Below are 17,301 nucleotides of genomic sequence, written 5' to 3'. Positions count from 1 at the left end.
CATCCCTTCTATTAATCGTTATACTTTCCAGTTAAGTGTACAGAATGAGTCTTATCCTTCGTCTAACCCCAACTTACCAGTAGTTAAACTCGTCTTGCCTTCTAACGCTGCATAATTAAGATTCCGTTAAGATAGCTCGTACGCTATACAGCCTTCTTGGATGGTATGATTAGCAATACACACAACGGAAGGATCAGGAGGTCATTTTTAATCTATGGATAACGTCTCATTACTGCTTGTGGATGATGAACAGGCTATTCTGCATATGCTCAAAACCGTTCTGCTCAAAGAGCAGTTTCTCGATATTGATACCGTTACAACAGGCGAAGCTGCCATTGAGGCTTGCAACAACAAGACATATCATTGCATTGTGCTCGACATCATGCTCCCTGGAAAAAGCGGGCTGGAAATCTGTCCTTTTCTGCGGCAGGTCACCGATGCGCCCATCCTGTTTCTAACAGCCAAAACAACGGATTATGACAAATTAACCGGGTTCGCCGTTGGTGGCGACGATTATGTGGCCAAACCCTTTAACCCTCTAGAAGTGGTTGCTCGAATTAAATCATTACTGAAGCGTTATTTACCATCAAAAACAGTAACCCTCTCGGACTACGTCTCATCTAACGTAAATACGTCATCTTCCAGCATGCCGGAAGGCGTATACGACTTTGGACGATTCCAGGTATTGGAATGGGCTGGTGAGCTTCGAGTTGAAGGTGAATCCGTATCCTGTCCGGCACTTGTGTTTCAACTGCTTCTCTTTTTCTGCAAGCATCCCAATCGTATCTTTACCAAATCAGATCTATATGAGCGAGTATGGGGCTCTGAAGCCATTAGTGATGACAATACCGTAATGGTTCATATTCACCGCATTCGGGAGCGCATTGAAGCCGATCCTTCGAACCCGGCTTTTCTTGTGAATGTCCGGGGGTTGGGTTACAAGCTCATTCAACCAGAAAAAGCGATTCGTCCATGAGTATTCGTCGCAGATTGATGACCCGGTTTGTCGGGATGCTTGCCGGTATAGTTGTCCTTATTATCCTATTGGGTTCTGCGGCAACCTATTGGGTCGTTCAAAGGGTAAATGAAGTCATGTTGGTGGATGACTTCGCTACAAGCGGACTTGACCAATTAATCAATACCGCAGAGATGATGCCCGATGGCACGGTACGTTATGATCCCAAGCTGCTGGAGCAGGTGAAACATAATCAGGGATGGTTGCAGGTTCTGGATAAGAAGGGCTTCGTCATTGACGACTTTAATACACCAACCGATGTCCCCAAACAATACAAGCCCGGCGAGTTGATCGCTTATTGGGATGCCAAAAAAACCTTCCCGTACCGGATCATCATTCAGATTCGGAAGAAAGACGGACAGGATTTCACCTTGCTGTACGGCGAGCGCAATCAGGCCGAATCCTTACTTAATCAAGCCCGTCAAAACAGTTATTACACCAATGGAGAGCTGGTTCTCCAGCCCCAACAACAGGATGCGATTCGCTCCAAAGATGCATATCTGCAAGTTTTGGACGCTTACGGTCAAGAGCTGGCTTCCTTTAACAAACCCGCCATAGGCGTCCCCAGCAGTTATGACATCCAGGAACTGATTTTACGTATTCGTTATCCCAATCGGTATGGAATATCGAGCGCAACTTTTTACGACGAACAGAACAGCACAACCTGGATGCTTAACATACCTGTAGACCCATCTGCGTCAGGAGATGAGAATCCATATAAATTCATATTGGCACCCGCTCTTCTCGCGCTTCTCCTGTCCGTTGTCATTTTGATTAGCCTACTCGCCTTCTGGTATGCCAACCGCTTCGGCTCACCTATGCTGCATATGCTCCAATGGTTACAGCGTCTGGAACGAGGACATTATGAGGAACCCACCGGAGCCTTTGGAGTGCCTCGCAGTCAGCGTCGTAACGGAAAGTGGAAGCGAAAATACAACGTGTATGCTGAAGTGCTTCGCTCCATGCAGGCCCTGTCTCACACATTGAAACAAGATGAAGAACTTCGGAAACAGACCGATTCTCTGCGGGAGGAGTGGATTGCTGGCATAACACATGATCTGAAGACACCCCTCTCCTCCATTCAGGGATATGCTCATATGCTTGAGGCAGATAAGTATAGCTGGACCGCGGAAGAAGTCAGGGAATTCGCAGGCATAATGCTCGATAAATCTATGTATATGGACAGGCTTGTCAACGACCTTGCCATGACCTATCGATTACGCAGTGGAGGATATCAACCTGTGGTGGAAGAAACTGACGTAAATACGTTGCTCCGCGATCTGATCCTGCGCGCTGAACGGAATCCGGCATATGGGGAAGGTCGCATTATTTTCCAAGCTTCCGAAGTGCCCGTGTATGGCCTTGTGCATATTCCGTCGTTTGAACGAATCGTGGATAATCTGACCGCCAATGCCCTTCTTCATAATCCGGCCGAGTCCATCCTGCTTGTCAGTGTGCATTCTGGTAAGCAGGCAGATGAATTCAGCATTCAGTTTGCCGATAATGGACGAGGCATGGACCCCGAGACGGTATGGAAGTTATTTGAACGATACTATCGCGGTACAGATACAGGTACATCGGATGTTGGATCAGGGCTGGGCATGGCGGTAACCAAAGGTTTGATCGAAGCCATGAATGGTCGGATTGAGGTACAGTCCACCCCTGGTGAAGGAACGATCATTCGCTTAATATGGGATGGACCGTCCGAAACCAATTAAAATGTTCCGCTTGACCTTTCCATTTCCAGTCTATATAATCGACACTCAATAACACCTGTTCCCATATATTAATATTGAACACAACACATTTCAGGATCATCTGATGAGTTGATCTAACATATTTGGCGATGACCAGAGACATGATTTCGTTTGCGTGCTGCCCAGAGAGAGAGGGGATTGGTGAAACCTTCTTCAGCGAACGGACCGGAATTACCCCTCTGCAGCCGTGACCTCGAACCTCAGCATTTCGAACTTCCCTCGGATGTTTGGCATGCTGCCAGTAGAGTTCACCGCCTGATCCCCGATAACGGATTCCAATGAGGGTTATGATGTTTTCTGTTCCGGCGGCTGGCCGAGAGCAGGGTGCACCATAACCAAAATTAGGGTGGAACCACGAGCCAAGCGCACTCGTCCCTTTTCCGGGACGGGTGTTTTTTGCGCTTTCATTTGATGAAATGGAGAGTGGTTCACATGAGTAAACAGGTAAACAGTAACGCTGCAAGCAACAAATCAGGTAACGAAATAAACAGCCAAGCAACAGCAAATGATGTGCAACAATCCGGTCATTCCATTGAGGTCCGTCTGCAAGGTGGCGCGGTACGTTCTTACGAAGCAGGCATCACTGTAGGTGCGGTTGCCTCATCGATCAGCACAAGCCTGGGAAAACAGGCCATTGGCGGTATTGTAGATGGTCAGAATGTCGACCTCGATTGGGTGCTCGAGCAAGATTGCGAACTTGTTATCGTTACTTTGGACAGTGCGGAAGGTCTGTATCGTTATCGTCACAGCGCAGCACATGTGCTCGCACAGGCACTCAAACGCATCTACGGTGCAGAACAAGTGAAACTGGGGATCGGCCCCGTCATTGAAGATGGATTCTATTACGATGTTGATCTCGAGCATGCCTTGTCCATCAGTGATCTGGCTGCCATCGAGCGGGAAATGAACAAAATCATTCAGGAAAATCACAAAATCAGTCGGCGGGTCGTTAGCCGGGAAGAAGCCCTCCGGATCTTCGGAGAAATCCAGGACCCCTACAAGCTTGAACTCATTCAGGATTTGCCAGAGGACGCCGAGCTTTCGATCTATGATCAAGGAGAGTTCTTTGATCTGTGCCGCGGTCCCCATCTCCCATCCACTGGTCGGATCAAAGCGTTCAAGCTGTTGAATGTGGCTGGTGCGTACTGGCGGGGGAACTCGGATAATAAGATGCTGCAACGCATCTACGGTACAGCTTTTCCGAACAAAGCCCAACTGGATGAACATCTGCACATGCTCGAAGAAGCGAAAAAACGGGATCACCGTAAACTCGGTAAAGAGCTTGAACTATTCATGTTCTCCGAGGAAGCGCCCGGCATGCCCTTCTATCTGCCTAAAGGCATGACTGTTCGTACTGAACTGGAGCAATTCTCCCGTGAGCTGCAATTACAGGAAGGTTATCAGGAAGTTCGGACTCCGCTCATGATGAACAACCGGCTGTGGGAGCAATCCGGCCATTGGGAGCATTACAAGGACAATATGTATTTCTCGGAAGTGGACGATTCCACTTTTGCACTGAAACCGATGAACTGTCCCGGGCACATGCTGATCTTCAAAAATACACTCCATTCCTATCGCGAATTACCGATTCGCATGATGGAATTTGGTCAGGTTCACCGTCATGAATTCTCAGGTGCTCTGAACGGCATGATGCGTGTGCGGACATTCTGCCAGGATGATGCCCATCTCTACGTCATGCCAGAGCAGATCGAGGACGAGATTAATCAGGCAATCTCACTGATTGGACGTATGTACGATATCTTTGGGTTCGAATATAAGATTGAATTGTCCACTCGCCCGGAAGATTCCATGGGATCGGAAGAACTGTGGGATCAAGCTGAAAAAGCATTGCAAAATGTACTGGATCGGCGCGGTGTGGAGTATCGCATTAACGAAGGGGACGGTGCCTTTTATGGACCGAAAATTGACTTTCATATCCTCGATGCGCTGAAGCGTAGCTGGCAGTGCGGAACAATCCAGCTTGATTTTCAAATGCCGGAGAAGTTCGACCTCACTTATATTGGCGAGGATAGCCTGAAACACCGTCCTGTCGTGATCCACCGTGCCATCTATGGTTCCATTGATCGTTTCATCGGCATCCTGACTGAGCACTATGCAGGAGCGTTCCCACTCTGGCTCGCACCTGTGCAAGTGAAGCTCCTACCTGTATCAGATCATTACGCAGACTATGCGCTCCAAGTACAGAGCCAGCTCCGTGCTGCGGGAATTCGGGTAGAAACAGATCTGCGCAGCGAGAAGCTCGGGTACAAAATCCGTGAAGCCCAGATGGAAAAAGTGCCTTATTCACTCGTGCTTGGTGAGAATGAGAAAAATGCCTCATCCGCCTCAGTCCGTGCATACGGTCAGGGAGATCAAGGCATCCAACATATTCGAGATTTTATTAAAATGATCCAACAAGCTGTGAAGGCAAAAGTATAAAAGATGTAACAACTCTATTCATTGGTCACTCATCAGCTTGTGCTGAATTACAACTTCTCGTCAGGCTTTAGCCCAACCTGTTCTTCACTCCACGTCCAGAAACGCTCAGCTGAAGCATCATCAATGGCATGTGCCTTCAGCTGCTGCTCTTTCTGCTGATAGAAGTAACGCCCGGTGATCCCGACGACTTCAGAGCTTGTAGCCAGATAAACAGCCGTTCGTGCCCCTTCTTCAGGCGACAGAAAGAATGGAAGCTTACCTGCAAACGCCATAATGCGTGTGCCAAATCCGGTATTGCGATCTACGCCTATACTCGTTCCCACCGCACCAGGGTGTAGACAGTTCACTGTGACAGACGTACCTGACAGTTTGCGAGCCAGTGCACGAGTGAACAGCACGTTCGCCAGTTTGGATTGAGCATAACTTTTGATCGGATTATAACCTTTGTGCAGATGTGGATCTTCGAAGTGGATTTTGCCAGCCTTGTAAGCACCTGACGAAACGTTCACCACCCGTCCCTGCTTCGCGGCTTTCAGAGGTTCTATCAAAAGTAAGGTCAGCAGGAAATGCCCCAGATGGTTAATACCGATACTTTGTTCGAACCCATCTGAGGTTTCCTTCCGCTTGACCATCACCACCCCCGCATTATTAACCAGAACGTCAAGGCGATCATGACACTCGCGGAATGTGCGGGCAAACTGGCGTATCCTTTCGAGTGAACCCAGGTCACACAGCATAAGTTCAATCGTAGAAGAGCCGGACTGACGCACAGCTTCCTGAAGAGCCTCCTGTCCGCGCTTCTCACTGCGGCATGCCATAATTACGCGATATCCTTGTCTTGCAAGTTCAATGGTGGTTGCCAACCCCATACCTGAGTTAGCTCCTGTTACAATTGCTATCTGAATGGACATGAGGTAATTCCTTTCTGAACCTGAGGTTCTGAAATTAGAGGCGCAACAACGGACAATATGAGATAATGATAGGATCACATCTCGGTTTCCATGGGAGGACAAGTATGCTGACCAAAGAAGATTTTAGAAAAGTTAAAAAACAAGCCAAAGTTGAAATCGCACTACTCGAACAGGAATATCAGGAAATCTTGCAGAACGTTGACTCTACGCTGTATGAAAAATATGGTATTTTGGACAAAGAAGAAACACGTGAGCTCACCCGAAAACGCAAAAACCGAAGATATGCTTCATTGGTCATCGAATTATGCGCCATCATTGAACAAATGTTACATCAACTGTACAGAGACGTATATCAGAAAAAGTTTAATTCGACCCAGCTGATGAAAACTCCTGCCTACCGCGCGCGCTCCAACATGGAGATTATTCAAGCGGAACTGAGTAAAGAGTTCATTGCTCTGGAATCCGAAAAAGAACACTTCGCTGAAGCCCTTAGTCTGGTATTTCAGACGAGGAACAAACTTGTTCATGATAACTTCTCATTTGTCTCCATCGTTAAGGATGGCAGTAATGAAGAAGAAACGTTCGAAGCACTGCTCCATACGGTAAAAAAATATAGAAAACACTTAAAATATAATCGCCCTGAATAACAACAATCATCGCTAAAAAAGAAAAGGAGGTGTACCGGACTACGGTCCGGATCACCATGAGCCATCCAACAACTTCGATTACTGTGCTAAATCTCCAGATTCCCACACCTTCCGGGAACAGCCCCATATTCCCCGTCATGCTTCGTGATGTAGATGGCGTTACCCTGGTGGATACAGGCATGATTGGACAATTTGCCGAACTTCAATCCGCATTGGAACAAGAGGGCGTACAGCTCTCGGACGTCAAACGTGTGATTATTACCCATCAAGACATCGATCATATCGGTAATCTGGGCGCTCTGCTGGATGCTATTCCCGATCTGGAAATCTGGGCACATGCCGATGAGACTCCATATCTAACAGGTGAGAAACCTTTGATCAAGTTCATGCCTGAACGTCGTGCTCTGCTGCCCGCTCCCGTTCTGGCACTGGCAGACCAATTGCTCTTGCAGCTGCCCGAAGTGAACATTAGCAGAACTCTGGCAGACGGAGACTTATTACCCCTTCAAGGCGGTACACAGGTCATTCATACACCGGGACATACGCCAGGTCATATCTGTCTGTATTTCCAGGAGCAGCAGTTCCTGCTTGCTGCCGATGAACTTCGTATGGTCGATGATGAACTGGTTGGCCCTGCGCCACAAGCGACACCGGACATGCCTGAAGCGCTGCGAAGCCTGAAGAAACTGACCAACCTTAAGCTTAATAAGGTTCTCTGTTATCACGGTGGAGAGTACATGAATGATCCGGCTCAGCGTATTGCCACACTTGCGGAGAGCGCAGAATAGTAAAGAACGCGGCATTGTGCGTTGTAGCTCATTCAAGATTAGGATGAAACATACATTACAATCAAGGAGCTGTCCCAAATGTCATGAACTTGACGGGACAGCTCCTTTGATTAATTAACCATTAAACCTCCTAACCTTACCGGCGAGACCAATTCGGTTCGACGCTTTCCTGTTACACTGATTTTGTCTCCCCTGCCCCCGACTTAACTCTCCGGAGTAAGTACAATCAGCTTGTCATCTCCATCTCGTGGTGATCCCCGTCCATCCCGATTGTTCGTAAGCACGTATAACTTTCCGTCCTCGCCCGCACTCACATTACGAATTCGCCCCCACTCATCTTCGAAGATGGGTTCCACCTTCTCCACCTGTGTGCCATCTTCCGAAAGAGTAACCTTTAGCAGCTGCTCTCCACGCAGATTCGCAGCAATCAGTGATCCAGCCCAAGGTCCTTCTTCAACAAAAGCTACACCAGACGGCGCCCATGTATCATTCCCACTATGTGCAAGCGGAGCCTGATATGCGCCATTGTCATCATCGTCTCCTTCTACCTCGGGCCAGCCATAATTCTCCCCGGCTACAATCCGGTTAATCTCATCATGATTCCGCTGACCATGCTCGGTAGAATACAGATAGCCATTGTCCGGGTTCCATGCCAGTCCCTGTGCGTTACGGTGTCCCATACTGTATACAGGTGAATTCGGCCATGGGTTGTCTGCCGGGATCGATCCGTCGAGACCTATCCGCAATATTTTACCCCCAAGGCTATCTTGGTTCTGCGACAGTTCCGGTTCATAACGTTCACCTGTCGTGATATAGAGCAACTTGTCCGGGCCAATTTTGATCCGCCCACCATTATGATTCGTTCCGCCTGGAATGTTACCAAGCAGCTCTTGATCTATGACCGCTTTGCCATCATTCACCTTGAGGCGTAACACTCGATTGGCAATGTCATCGCCTTCCAGATAGGAGTGGTATGCATACAGATAACTGTTATCCTCGAAGTCCGGATCAGCCGCAAGACCCAACAGACCTCCCTCACCTTCTTCATTAAATGGAGCTGAGAATTCAATCAGTGGTTCAGGGGCCAGTTTTCCATCCTCAATAACCCGAATCGCACCAGGGCGTTCCGTTACAAACATCCGACCATCAGGCACACTCACAATCTCCCATGGTGCATTCAATCCTTCAACCAGAACGGAAGCCTGATACGGAATAACCGTCTCTCCCTGTGCTCCACTCTCGTTTCCACTCGCACCGGTATTACCTCCATTGGCTGTCTGTCCCTGAGCGGTTCCCTGCCCCTGAGACGTCTGCTCTGTTCCTCCCGTAGAGGGTTCGCCTGAAGAACATGACGCGGTTAACAGTGCCACACTTAATAATGAAGCATACAGCGGAACGGTTACTCGATTATTCATGATAATTACATCTCCCTTCGCATATCGTTTTTTCGTATAAAATAAATAAAGAAAAGCTTCGACGTATTGTTCATTCACTGCTCTCTATAGTTGTGGTGCTATTATTCATCTGTTAAGCGGTTTCGCCCTGTATTACCCTTCATACCAGCCGCTTAAACCGAGAATTCAAGGGATTCCGAGGATATGAAATCACCGCAGTTTGGAATTCCATCATAATCTTTTATAATAGAGAGATAGAAGGAATGGAAAGGTGGATATATACACTTATGAATCAAAACCCTTTATCTCGTCTTGAAGCCGATCTGTCCGGGCAAGGATTGGACGCCATGCTGATCACAGATCCGAAACATATCTACTATTTAACTGGATTTGCGAGCAATCCGCATGAACGCTTCCTTGGTCTGGTTCTTGCACGCGGCGAAGAACCGTTATTGATTGTACCCGCCCTGGACGCTGAAGCTGCCGCAGCCGCTTCCTCGGTATCCAATATTGCCACGCACACGGATACGGATAATCCATACGCTTTGTTTGATCGTTATCAGGGGCGCTTGGGCCGGGTAGGTCTCGAAAAAGAATACGTGACAGTCGCACGTTATGAGCAACTGACCGCCGCGCTGGGTGCTGCCAGCTTCCAAGATGTTGGCCCCCTGCTTCGCACATTACGTGTGAAAAAAACACCTGATGAGGTAGCCCGCATTCGCCACGCTATTTATCTAATTGAAGAAACATTGCGTCAAGGCCTCTCTCATGTTCGCACAGGTGTAACCGAGATTGAACTTGTCGCCGAGATGGAGTATCAGATGAAAAAGCTGGGTGCCGATGGCCCTTCCTTTGATACTATGGTGCTCACAGGACCCAAAACAGGTCTGCCACACGGTACACCAGGTGAACGAAAACTGCAACATGGTGACCTGTTGATGTTTGATATGGGTGTGTATGCTGGAGGGTATGCCTCGGATATCACACGTACATTCGCCTTTGGTGACATCTCACCTGAACTCAAAACCATCTATAACACGGTGCTCGCAGCCAATGAAGCCGCTATCCAAATCGTGAAACCAGGCATCACCTGCGCAGAAGTAGATCGTGCAGCACGCCAGGTCACGGAAGAAGCGGGATACGGCGAGCGCTTTATGCATAGAGTAGGCCATGGATTGGGTATCGACGTACATGAGTATCCTTCTCTCCATGGAGAGAATATGGACATCCTGAATGAAGGTACCGTATTCACGATTGAACCGGGCATCTATACCGCAGCAGGCGGCGTCCGTATTGAGGATGATGTAATTGTGACCGAGACGGGTGTCGAAGTTCTGACAACATATCCAAAAGAACTGCAAATCCTTACCGACTAATCCAATTGAATCTATGTCAAAAACTACCCCTATACATCAATGCTCAGCCGATCTTATGCATCATGAACTAAACTGCACGAAACTGCGCTGAACTGTTCTTCAAAATAATATACTCCTTTCGCGTACGCCTCAGGCCTGTATACAGAAAAAGTAGCAAGTACACACGCGAACGCAAAAATCCCGCAAATCCATGAATATCATGGGTTGCGGGATTGTAATTAATACTGAGCATATCCTAAATTACTCCGTCTGCATTCTACGTAATCTTATTCCTGCTCACTCATTTACCATTAGTCAAAACTCATGCGTGATATCCTGCCAAGACTCCAGCTGTGGCAGCTGTTGCTTCCCCCAGTAATCCAGAAACCATTGAATAATCCCAGTCGGATCTGTTGTTCTGCAGCTGTAATGTCGGAAACCGTCCTCGCCTTCCTGCAAACGAATCTCCGCCACCATTTGCCCTGGTTCCTCAAGCGCAGCAGCCTGCATATACATACTTCCCCTTCACCAGCTCCGAAGGTGCAAGTACTACGTATTCCTGCAATTCCAGATTGGTGATCAACTCCACCAATAACGAGGCATTAATGCTATCATTCTCGTAGGTTGTGCCATTGCTTTCCAGTGTATAACGCAGTGTAGAGTACATGTGCGATTCCCCTTTGGTTGAAGTCATCGTTGCTAATGATACACGCTTATAACGACAGGTCGTTTATATTATAACTTTTTCATAAAAATGTAAAAAGGATTTTTCTTGTTTCGGGTCTTTTCTATGAAAAAAACCCTTGCAGAGTCCGAAATACAATGGACTGCGCAGAGGGTAATTTTAAGTGATACTCTTTGAATATTGTCTAAGCCTCATCCTTAAACTTAAAGCTGCGTGCAGCATACAGAAACGGCGTTCCGACCGCAGTTAATACAAATTTAATAATATACGTCGTCAGGAAGATTTCCAGCCAAACATCCCAAGGGTAGATGAACGCAAACGCGATCGTGCAGAACACCAGTGTATCCACAAATGAACTGATGATCGAGCTACCGTTGGTGCGAATCCACAACTGATTGCGCCCTGGGGCCACCTTACGCAGCCAGGAGTACAGTCGTACATCCAGGAACTGGCTGATGAAATAGGCTGACAGACTTCCGAGTGCCAGACGTGGCAGCAGACCAAACAGCTTCGCCATGGGTTCCTGTGCAAAGTCCGTAGATGCTGGCTCAAAGAACAATACCATCTGCATTAACACGGTTGTCATGATCAACGTGAAGAACCCGAACCATACGGCTTTACGCGCCTCACCTGGTCCATATTTCTCATTGAGCAGATCACTGGTCAGGTACATGCTGACATACATCGTGTTGCCAAGTGTCAGTACAATTCCCATAATATCTATCGTTTTGGTCACCTGAATGTTGGCTATAACTGTAGCCACACCAATCCAGGCATAGAGACCTTTTTTACCGAACAAGCGGTAACACAGCAGGAAAAATCCATAAGTTACGAGAACAAAAACTGCTCCCCACCCTAAGTTAAACATCAATACATACACTGCCTTCCTAGTTTTGATTACGCGGGATGGTTACGAACCGCGGTTTGGCTCCAGGCCAAAACATGAATACTCTATCACATTTCCCCGCCATTGAACAGCACTAAATAACTCCAAATCTGCCTGAGTGACATTATAATTTGATTGCCACAAAAAAACGCCCTCCGGATTCCTCCGAAGGACGGCTATTCTCACCTGGCTTATAGACGGCTCTAGCTATCTTAATATGAGCCTCTATCTAATCCATTTTGATATTACGCCTGAACAGCTGAATCCAGCTCACGGCTCTGATCATTGAATGTGTCTTGATCGTTTTCTTTCAAAATTTTGCTGGTTACGAGTCCTGAAGTCATGGACCCGTTCACGTTCAACGCTGTACGACCCATGTCGATCAGTGGTTCAACGGAGATCAGCAATCCTGCCAAGGCTACTGGCAGGTTCATGGTGGACAATACGATCAGGGAAGCGAAGGTTGCCCCGCCGCCGACTCCGGCTACGCCGAATGAACTGATCATAACTACGAGGATCAGAGTTACAATGAAGTCCCAGCTCAGCGGATCGATTCCGACCGTTGGAGCAATCATGACCGCCAGCATGGCCGGATAGATCCCGGCGCAGCCGTTTTGCCCAATTGTAGCCCCAAAGCTTGCAGACAGGTTCGCAATACCGTCCGATACGCCCAGTTTCTTCGTCTGTGTCTCCACATTCAGCGGAATCGACGCTGCACTTGAACGGGAGGTAAAGGCAAATACCAGTGTTGGCAGAACCTTTTTCACATACGTAATCGGGTTGAACCCGGACAGCGAGATGATGATCAAGTGAATGATAAACATCACGAGGAGGGCCACGTAGGACGCAATGACAAATTTGATCAACTTGAGAATCTCATCCGGATTTGTTGTCGCCGTCACCTTGGTAATGAGGGCCAGAATCCCGTATGGTGTAAGCCTGAGCACCAGCGTAACAATCCGCATAACTACCGCATATACCGCATTAACCATTCCTCGGAAGGTTTCCGCCTGCTGTGGTTTTTTGCGATCCAATCCCAGTACAGCTACACCGATGAACGCGGAGAAGATAACCACCGCCAGTGTGGATGTACGACGTTCTCCTGTCATATCTGCAAATGGATTCGAAGGAATGAATTCGAGCACTTGCTGCGGGATGGTCTGATCCTTCACGTCAACAAGCCGTTCCTCCATCTTCTGCCCCTGAGCGAGCTCGCGATCTCCACCCTCAATTTCAATAGAAGTCAGGTTAAAGCTAAGGCTGGTTACAATGCTGACCCCTGCGGCAATCGCTGTGGTGATCAACAGAATGGCAATAATGGAAACACTCATCTTACCGAGATTTTGCTTGCCCTTCAGATTCATAATGGCTGAGATGATCGACACCATGATCAATGGGATCACGACCATCTGTAACAAACGAACATATCCTGAACCGACCAGATTGAACCAATCGACTGATTTCGTAACTACATCAGAACCTGATGTGTACACCAATTGGAGAATAACACCGTAAACTACTCCCAATCCCAGACCCGCAAATACGCGTTTCGTAAAGGAGATATGCTTTTTCTGCATCCAGTAGAGGATGCCAAGTAAGACAAGCATAACCACTACATTCAATATGACTAGAAAAGTATCCATTTCTTTAAATCCTCCTCAGGCATGTGTGTGACCGGAACATATCCGGCTTTTTCTTCTATTTTTTGTACTTCCGACAAAGACATTTTACAATATACCATATAACAAACTATTCTGGTAGGTATTAATTGATATTATGTAATATGTATGTAACAGATTCATCAATTTCTGAAAAAAATACACCAATTCGTGAAAATTGTTCTATTCAACCTCCGGTTAATTTTGTAATATAGGTATATCCGCTTATTCCCAAGTTTTCTCAACGTTCAATTTAGGTCTTTCTTCATTGGTAGATAGGTCTTATGAGTACGGAAAAGCGACAATGTTAATGAACATGACGTGAAAGGATGATCATATGTTTCGTAATCGCACCGTTGCCGGTAAAATCAGAGGCACCTTGTTCCTCGTCTTGCTGGTTGCTTCCCTGTTGTTCAGTATCAGTTTTTATGCCGTATCGATGAATATTATTCAAAGCTACGTGCTTCCGCAGTTCGACAAAGTCCTAAACACGTCCATTCAGGATATATACAAAAATACTTCAGCCTCCAAAATCCTACAGGCACAGAGTGGCGGAGCCGGTTCTGAAGGTGCTGCCATGACCGTGGAATCGTATCTGGCAGATAAAGCAAAAGAACATAATCTGGATGCTGCTTACGTTGTTGCTATACAGGACGGCTCAGCCAAAGTGGTTGTGGCCAACTCTTCCTCAAACATGAAAGCCCAGGATGAGATTAGTGTAGAACCCGCAATGAATGCAGCTATTGAGAACAAAGAAATGGTCATCAGTGAGGTCTACTCCGATTCCTTTGGTGTACATAAAGCAGCCTTTATCCCCATTGCAGGAAGTAACATGATTATGGCTGTGAGCATGGATGCCCAGTTCATTCAAGACAAGATTACCCAGATTTTCTGGTTGTGTCTTGGGATTACAGCATTAGTGTTTGTGCTCGGCTGGCTTATCTCCACTAGTATGATCAAAAGAGTGACCAAACCGATCATCAAGCTTGTCCAACATAGTAAACAAATTTCCCAAGGCGATCTGACCGCTGAACTCCAGATCAAAGGCAAAGATGAAATTGCCCAGCTTGCCGCAAGCTTCCAGACGATGACGCATAACCTGAAAGAAATGATTAGCCGTGCCTTGTCCACATCCAATGAAGTTGTATCAGGCTCCAATGACCTGCTTCAGCGGGTTGAATCGATGTCCGGTATGGTTCGAAACTCCAGCCGCTCCGCAGAAGATGCAGAGAAAGGCAGCATCAGCATTGCATCAAGCGCATCCGAGAACGCCAGAGCTATGGAAGAAATTACGCAGGGTATCATGCATATTGCTTCTTCTTCCGCTGAAGTGTCTGAGCAGATTGGTGAAGCAGCCAACGAGGCAGTTAACGGTAACCGACTGGCTCAGAATGCCGTTGAGCAGATGGAACGTGTAGGCCAGACAGCAAGTGAATCACTGCGGTATGTGGAGACCATGAATGAACGTTCGGTAGCCGTAGGCACCATTGTAGCTTCCATTTTTGAAATCACCAAACAGATTAACATGCTGTCACTCAACGCCTCCATTGAAGCAGCTCGTGCTGGAGAGCATGGCCGCGGATTCGCTGTTGTTGCCGGAGAAGTTCGCAAACTTGCCGAGCAATCCAAAACAGCCACCGAAGAAATCTCGGATTATCTGGGCACCATTCGAGAAGACGCTGAACGGTCCGTTGATGCCATGAATCGTGTAACCCAGGAGATTGGTTCAGGTACAACTGTTGTTCAACAAGCAGGCTCAGCCTTCCAGCAACTGAATGAATTGATCCAGAACGTCAATCTGACCATTCAGACCGTCTCTGCTTCGACACAACAAGTATCCGCTGGTGCTGAAGAAGTGAGTGCGTCCGTTGAAGAAACGGCACAGATTACGTCCAAATCCCGTGAGAGCATGTTACAGATTGCTTCAACAGCAGATCTTCAGCTCAGCGAGATGGATTCACATTCAAATACAGTTCGCCATCTGCATGAACAAGCTGTAGAGCTGCAATCCGCTATGAAGAAATTCAAAATAAACTAACAGGTATACCATTAACCCATCATCACCTGATTTAAACCTCATTTAGTCATAGGATATACAATACCCCCATGCCACTAACATTCCGTTTCCAGAGAACGGTTTGTCGGACAAGGGGGTATTGTTGTTTCACTCGGGTGCCTGAACACCCATAATCTCGTACACGCGCTTCATATCCAATGCCGAACGCAATGATTCGGCTACCCGATCGAACTCCATCTCCTTACGTTCTTGCGCACTATATGTCTCCTGAAGCGGCGGCAGTCCTTTTCCTGCACGCAAGGCATTCAGCCACGAACGTCGGAATTGATCACTTTCAAACAAACCATGCAGGTAGGTTCCCCACACGCTGCCATCGACTGAGCCCCAGCCTTCTTGGAAAGGTTGACCACCTGGATGTGAGATTTCAAACAACGCGGTTACACGTTCAGGCTCGTGGCACTCCGTAACACCCATATGAATCTCATATCCATTAACAGGTAATGCAACATCTGCTACATCTCGCTCACCATACAGACGAATCGGGTGATTAGGCTGCACCCGTCCGGAAGCTCTGACGGTCTGCTTTTCCTGAAGAAACGTTGTCGATAGCGGGAGCCAGCCAAGCCCTTTCGCTTCCTGGATCTGATTCGCCTCCACAGCAAACGGGTCCTTCAGATGACGTCCCAGCATCTGGTATCCGCCACATATGCCTACGAGCTGCACATGCTCACGCTCGGTCTGGCTCGCAATCGCCTGCTCCAGCCCAGACTCACGCAGAAATGCCAGATCACCTATGGTGTCCTTCGTACCCGGCAGAAGAATGGCATCCGGATTACCCAATTCCTCTGGCGAGGTCACGTAACGTACATTCACATCCGGTTCACGGGAAAGTGCATCAAAGTCTGTAAAGTTGGAAATTCGCGGATATCGGATCACCGCCAGATCCAGCTCGGTTTTGCCGGATTTTCCATGACGCATGGAGTCCAGTACCACTGAATCCTCTGCTTCAATCTGAATATCTCTTATGTAAGGCAATACACCTAATACTGGAATGCCTGTCCGTTCTTCGAGCCAGTCGAGTCCCGGTTGCAACAAGGACAGATCACCACGAAACTTGTTGATAATGAACCCTTTGACACGCGCCGCTTCATGGGGTTCCAGCAGTTCCAGCGTACCTACAATGGAAGCAAACACCCCGCCCCGATCAATATCGGAGATCAGAATCACCGGCGCATCGGCCCAGCCTGCCAGATTCATGTTGACGATATCCCGATCCTTCAGATTGATCTCGGCCGGACTGCCCGCCCCTTCCATGAGCACAATATCATAGGTATCCCGTAGCCGATTTAACGCATCCATAACCGTCTGCTTTGCTTCAGGCAGGAAATGCTGACGGTAGTCCGAAGCACTCATCTGGGCAAAAGGTACACCGTGTACCACGATCTGCGAATGCATGTCCCGCACGGGCTTGATCAGGATCGGGTTCATATCGGTTGTCGCCTCAATATCGCAGGCTTCAGCCTGTGCCCCCTGGGCCCGACCAATCTCCTTCCCATCTTCCGTCACATAGGAATTCAGTGCCATATTCTGTGACTTGAACGGAGCAGGCTTGAAGCCATCCTGTTTAAAAATCCGGCACAATGCCGTTGTAATGACACTTTTGCCCACATCAGAAGCCGTTCCTTGCAGCATGAGTACTGCCGCTGGTTGTGATGGCCTATCTTCCACGCTCTCTCCCCCTCTCTCCGT

14 protein-coding genes are annotated in these 17,301 nt (G+C 47.9%); 7 read left to right on the top strand and 7 right to left on the bottom strand.

All coding sequences use genetic code 11. The annotated features are described in order from the left end of the window. Positions 1 to 214 precede the first annotated feature (214 nt). The 3 genes from J7E78_RS12955 (at position 215) to thrS (ending at position 5,211) form a co-directional block, all read left to right on the top strand. Complete coding sequence (locus J7E78_RS12955) at positions 215 to 976, top strand: response regulator transcription factor (protein ID WP_215076569.1); 762 nt, start codon at positions 215 to 217, stop codon at positions 974 to 976. Then, entirely contained in the window at positions 973 to 2,733 is a 1,761-nt protein-coding gene (locus tag J7E78_RS12950) for a sensor histidine kinase (RefSeq protein ID WP_215076568.1), read from the top strand. The genes J7E78_RS12955 and J7E78_RS12950 overlap by 4 nt, the downstream gene beginning before the upstream one ends. A gap of 471 nt (positions 2,734 to 3,204) precedes the next feature. After that, positions 3,205 to 5,211 (top strand): threonine--tRNA ligase, encoded by a 2,007-nt coding sequence (gene thrS / locus J7E78_RS12945; RefSeq protein ID WP_251035009.1) that lies wholly within the window; start codon positions 3,205 to 3,207, stop codon positions 5,209 to 5,211. Positions 5,212 to 5,258: 47 nt separating this feature from the next. Here thrS and J7E78_RS12940 read toward each other — a convergent pair whose 3' ends face one another. Further along, on the bottom strand, positions 5,259 to 6,122 hold the full coding sequence (locus J7E78_RS12940; protein WP_215076567.1) for an SDR family oxidoreductase: 864 nt from the start codon (positions 6,120 to 6,122) through the stop codon (positions 5,259 to 5,261). A 104-nt stretch (positions 6,123 to 6,226) separates the two neighbouring features. On the opposite strand from J7E78_RS12940, the gene J7E78_RS12935 reads away from it, so the two are divergent. Together J7E78_RS12935 and J7E78_RS12930 are read left to right on the top strand one after the other, a co-directional pair. Then, positions 6,227 to 6,769, top strand: coding sequence for a hypothetical protein (locus tag J7E78_RS12935; RefSeq protein ID WP_215076566.1), 543 nt, complete (start codon positions 6,227 to 6,229; stop codon positions 6,767 to 6,769). A 29-nt stretch (positions 6,770 to 6,798) separates the two neighbouring features. After that, positions 6,799 to 7,557, top strand: a complete 759-nt coding sequence (locus J7E78_RS12930; RefSeq protein ID WP_311517236.1) for an MBL fold metallo-hydrolase — start codon at positions 6,799 to 6,801, stop codon at positions 7,555 to 7,557. A gap of 203 nt (positions 7,558 to 7,760) precedes the next feature. Here the strand turns inward: J7E78_RS12930 and J7E78_RS12925 are convergent, their stop codons facing one another. Continuing rightward, a complete protein-coding gene (locus J7E78_RS12925) occupies positions 7,761 to 8,972 on the bottom strand; it encodes a PQQ-dependent sugar dehydrogenase (RefSeq protein ID WP_215076565.1) in 1,212 nt (403 codons plus the stop codon). Between the two features lie 266 nt (positions 8,973 to 9,238). Here J7E78_RS12925 and J7E78_RS12920 point away from each other — a divergent pair, with 266 nt between their 5' ends. Further along, positions 9,239 to 10,327, top strand: a complete 1,089-nt coding sequence (locus J7E78_RS12920; RefSeq protein WP_215076564.1) for a M24 family metallopeptidase — start codon at positions 9,239 to 9,241, stop codon at positions 10,325 to 10,327. A 294-nt stretch (positions 10,328 to 10,621) separates the two neighbouring features. On the opposite strand, the gene J7E78_RS29390 is transcribed toward J7E78_RS12920, so the two are convergent. The 4 genes from J7E78_RS29390 to J7E78_RS12905 all read right to left on the bottom strand — a co-directional run bounded on the left by J7E78_RS29390 (position 10,622) and on the right by J7E78_RS12905 (position 13,520). After that, on the bottom strand, positions 10,622 to 10,816 hold the full coding sequence (locus tag J7E78_RS29390) for a hypothetical protein (RefSeq protein ID WP_251035008.1): 195 nt from the start codon (positions 10,814 to 10,816) through the stop codon (positions 10,622 to 10,624). Further along, on the bottom strand, positions 10,797 to 10,973 hold the full coding sequence (locus J7E78_RS29385; protein ID WP_251035007.1) for a hypothetical protein: 177 nt from the start codon (positions 10,971 to 10,973) through the stop codon (positions 10,797 to 10,799). Before J7E78_RS29385 ends, J7E78_RS29390 begins: the two co-directional genes overlap by 20 nt. 202 nt (positions 10,974 to 11,175) lie before the next feature. Beyond that, positions 11,176 to 11,859, bottom strand: a complete 684-nt coding sequence (locus J7E78_RS12910) for a queuosine precursor transporter (protein ID WP_215076614.1) — start codon at positions 11,857 to 11,859, stop codon at positions 11,176 to 11,178. 263 nt (positions 11,860 to 12,122) lie between these two features. Beyond that, on the bottom strand, positions 12,123 to 13,520 hold the full coding sequence (locus J7E78_RS12905; RefSeq protein ID WP_215076563.1) for an L-cystine transporter: 1,398 nt from the start codon (positions 13,518 to 13,520) through the stop codon (positions 12,123 to 12,125). 352 nt (positions 13,521 to 13,872) lie between these two features. On the opposite strand from J7E78_RS12905, the gene J7E78_RS12900 reads away from it, so the two are divergent. After that, positions 13,873 to 15,573, top strand: coding sequence for a methyl-accepting chemotaxis protein (locus tag J7E78_RS12900; RefSeq protein WP_215076562.1), 1,701 nt, complete (start codon positions 13,873 to 13,875; stop codon positions 15,571 to 15,573). A 126-nt stretch (positions 15,574 to 15,699) separates the two neighbouring features. Here the strand turns inward: J7E78_RS12900 and J7E78_RS12895 are convergent, their stop codons facing one another. Then, entirely contained in the window at positions 15,700 to 17,244 is a 1,545-nt protein-coding gene (locus J7E78_RS12895) for a cobyric acid synthase (protein WP_215076613.1), read from the bottom strand. Between the last annotated feature and the right edge of the window lie 57 nt (positions 17,245 to 17,301).

The organism is Paenibacillus polymyxa (assembly GCF_018614975.1).
Taxonomy (GTDB): domain Bacteria; phylum Bacillota; class Bacilli; order Paenibacillales; family Paenibacillaceae; genus Paenibacillus; species Paenibacillus polymyxa_E.
The sequence above is the reverse complement of the archived record's forward strand: the minus strand, read 5'-3'. Positions and strand labels throughout refer to the sequence as shown.

Coding starts and splice junctions, on each gene's coding strand:
- J7E78_RS12950 (WP_215076568.1), top strand. CDS start 973: ATGAGTATTCGTCGCAGATTGATGACCCGGTTTGTCGGGATGCTTGCC.
- J7E78_RS12940 (WP_215076567.1), bottom strand. CDS start 6,122: ATGTCCATTCAGATAGCAATTGTAACAGGAGCTAACTCAGGTATGGGG.
- J7E78_RS12910 (WP_215076614.1), bottom strand. CDS start 11,859: ATGTTTAACTTAGGGTGGGGAGCAGTTTTTGTTCTCGTAACTTATGGA.
- J7E78_RS12955 (WP_215076569.1), top strand. CDS start 215: ATGGATAACGTCTCATTACTGCTTGTGGATGATGAACAGGCTATTCTG.
- J7E78_RS29385 (WP_251035007.1), bottom strand. CDS start 10,973: ATGTACTCTACACTGCGTTATACACTGGAAAGCAATGGCACAACCTAC.
- J7E78_RS12900 (WP_215076562.1), top strand. CDS start 13,873: ATGTTTCGTAATCGCACCGTTGCCGGTAAAATCAGAGGCACCTTGTTC.
- J7E78_RS12935 (WP_215076566.1), top strand. CDS start 6,227: ATGCTGACCAAAGAAGATTTTAGAAAAGTTAAAAAACAAGCCAAAGTT.
- J7E78_RS29390 (WP_251035008.1), bottom strand. CDS start 10,816: ATGCAGGCTGCTGCGCTTGAGGAACCAGGGCAAATGGTGGCGGAGATT.
- thrS (WP_251035009.1), top strand. CDS start 3,205: ATGAGTAAACAGGTAAACAGTAACGCTGCAAGCAACAAATCAGGTAAC.
- J7E78_RS12920 (WP_215076564.1), top strand. CDS start 9,239: ATGAATCAAAACCCTTTATCTCGTCTTGAAGCCGATCTGTCCGGGCAA.
- J7E78_RS12905 (WP_215076563.1), bottom strand. CDS start 13,520: ATGGATACTTTTCTAGTCATATTGAATGTAGTGGTTATGCTTGTCTTA.
- J7E78_RS12895 (WP_215076613.1), bottom strand. CDS start 17,244: ATGCTGCAAGGAACGGCTTCTGATGTGGGCAAAAGTGTCATTACAACG.
- J7E78_RS12925 (WP_215076565.1), bottom strand. CDS start 8,972: ATGAATAATCGAGTAACCGTTCCGCTGTATGCTTCATTATTAAGTGTG.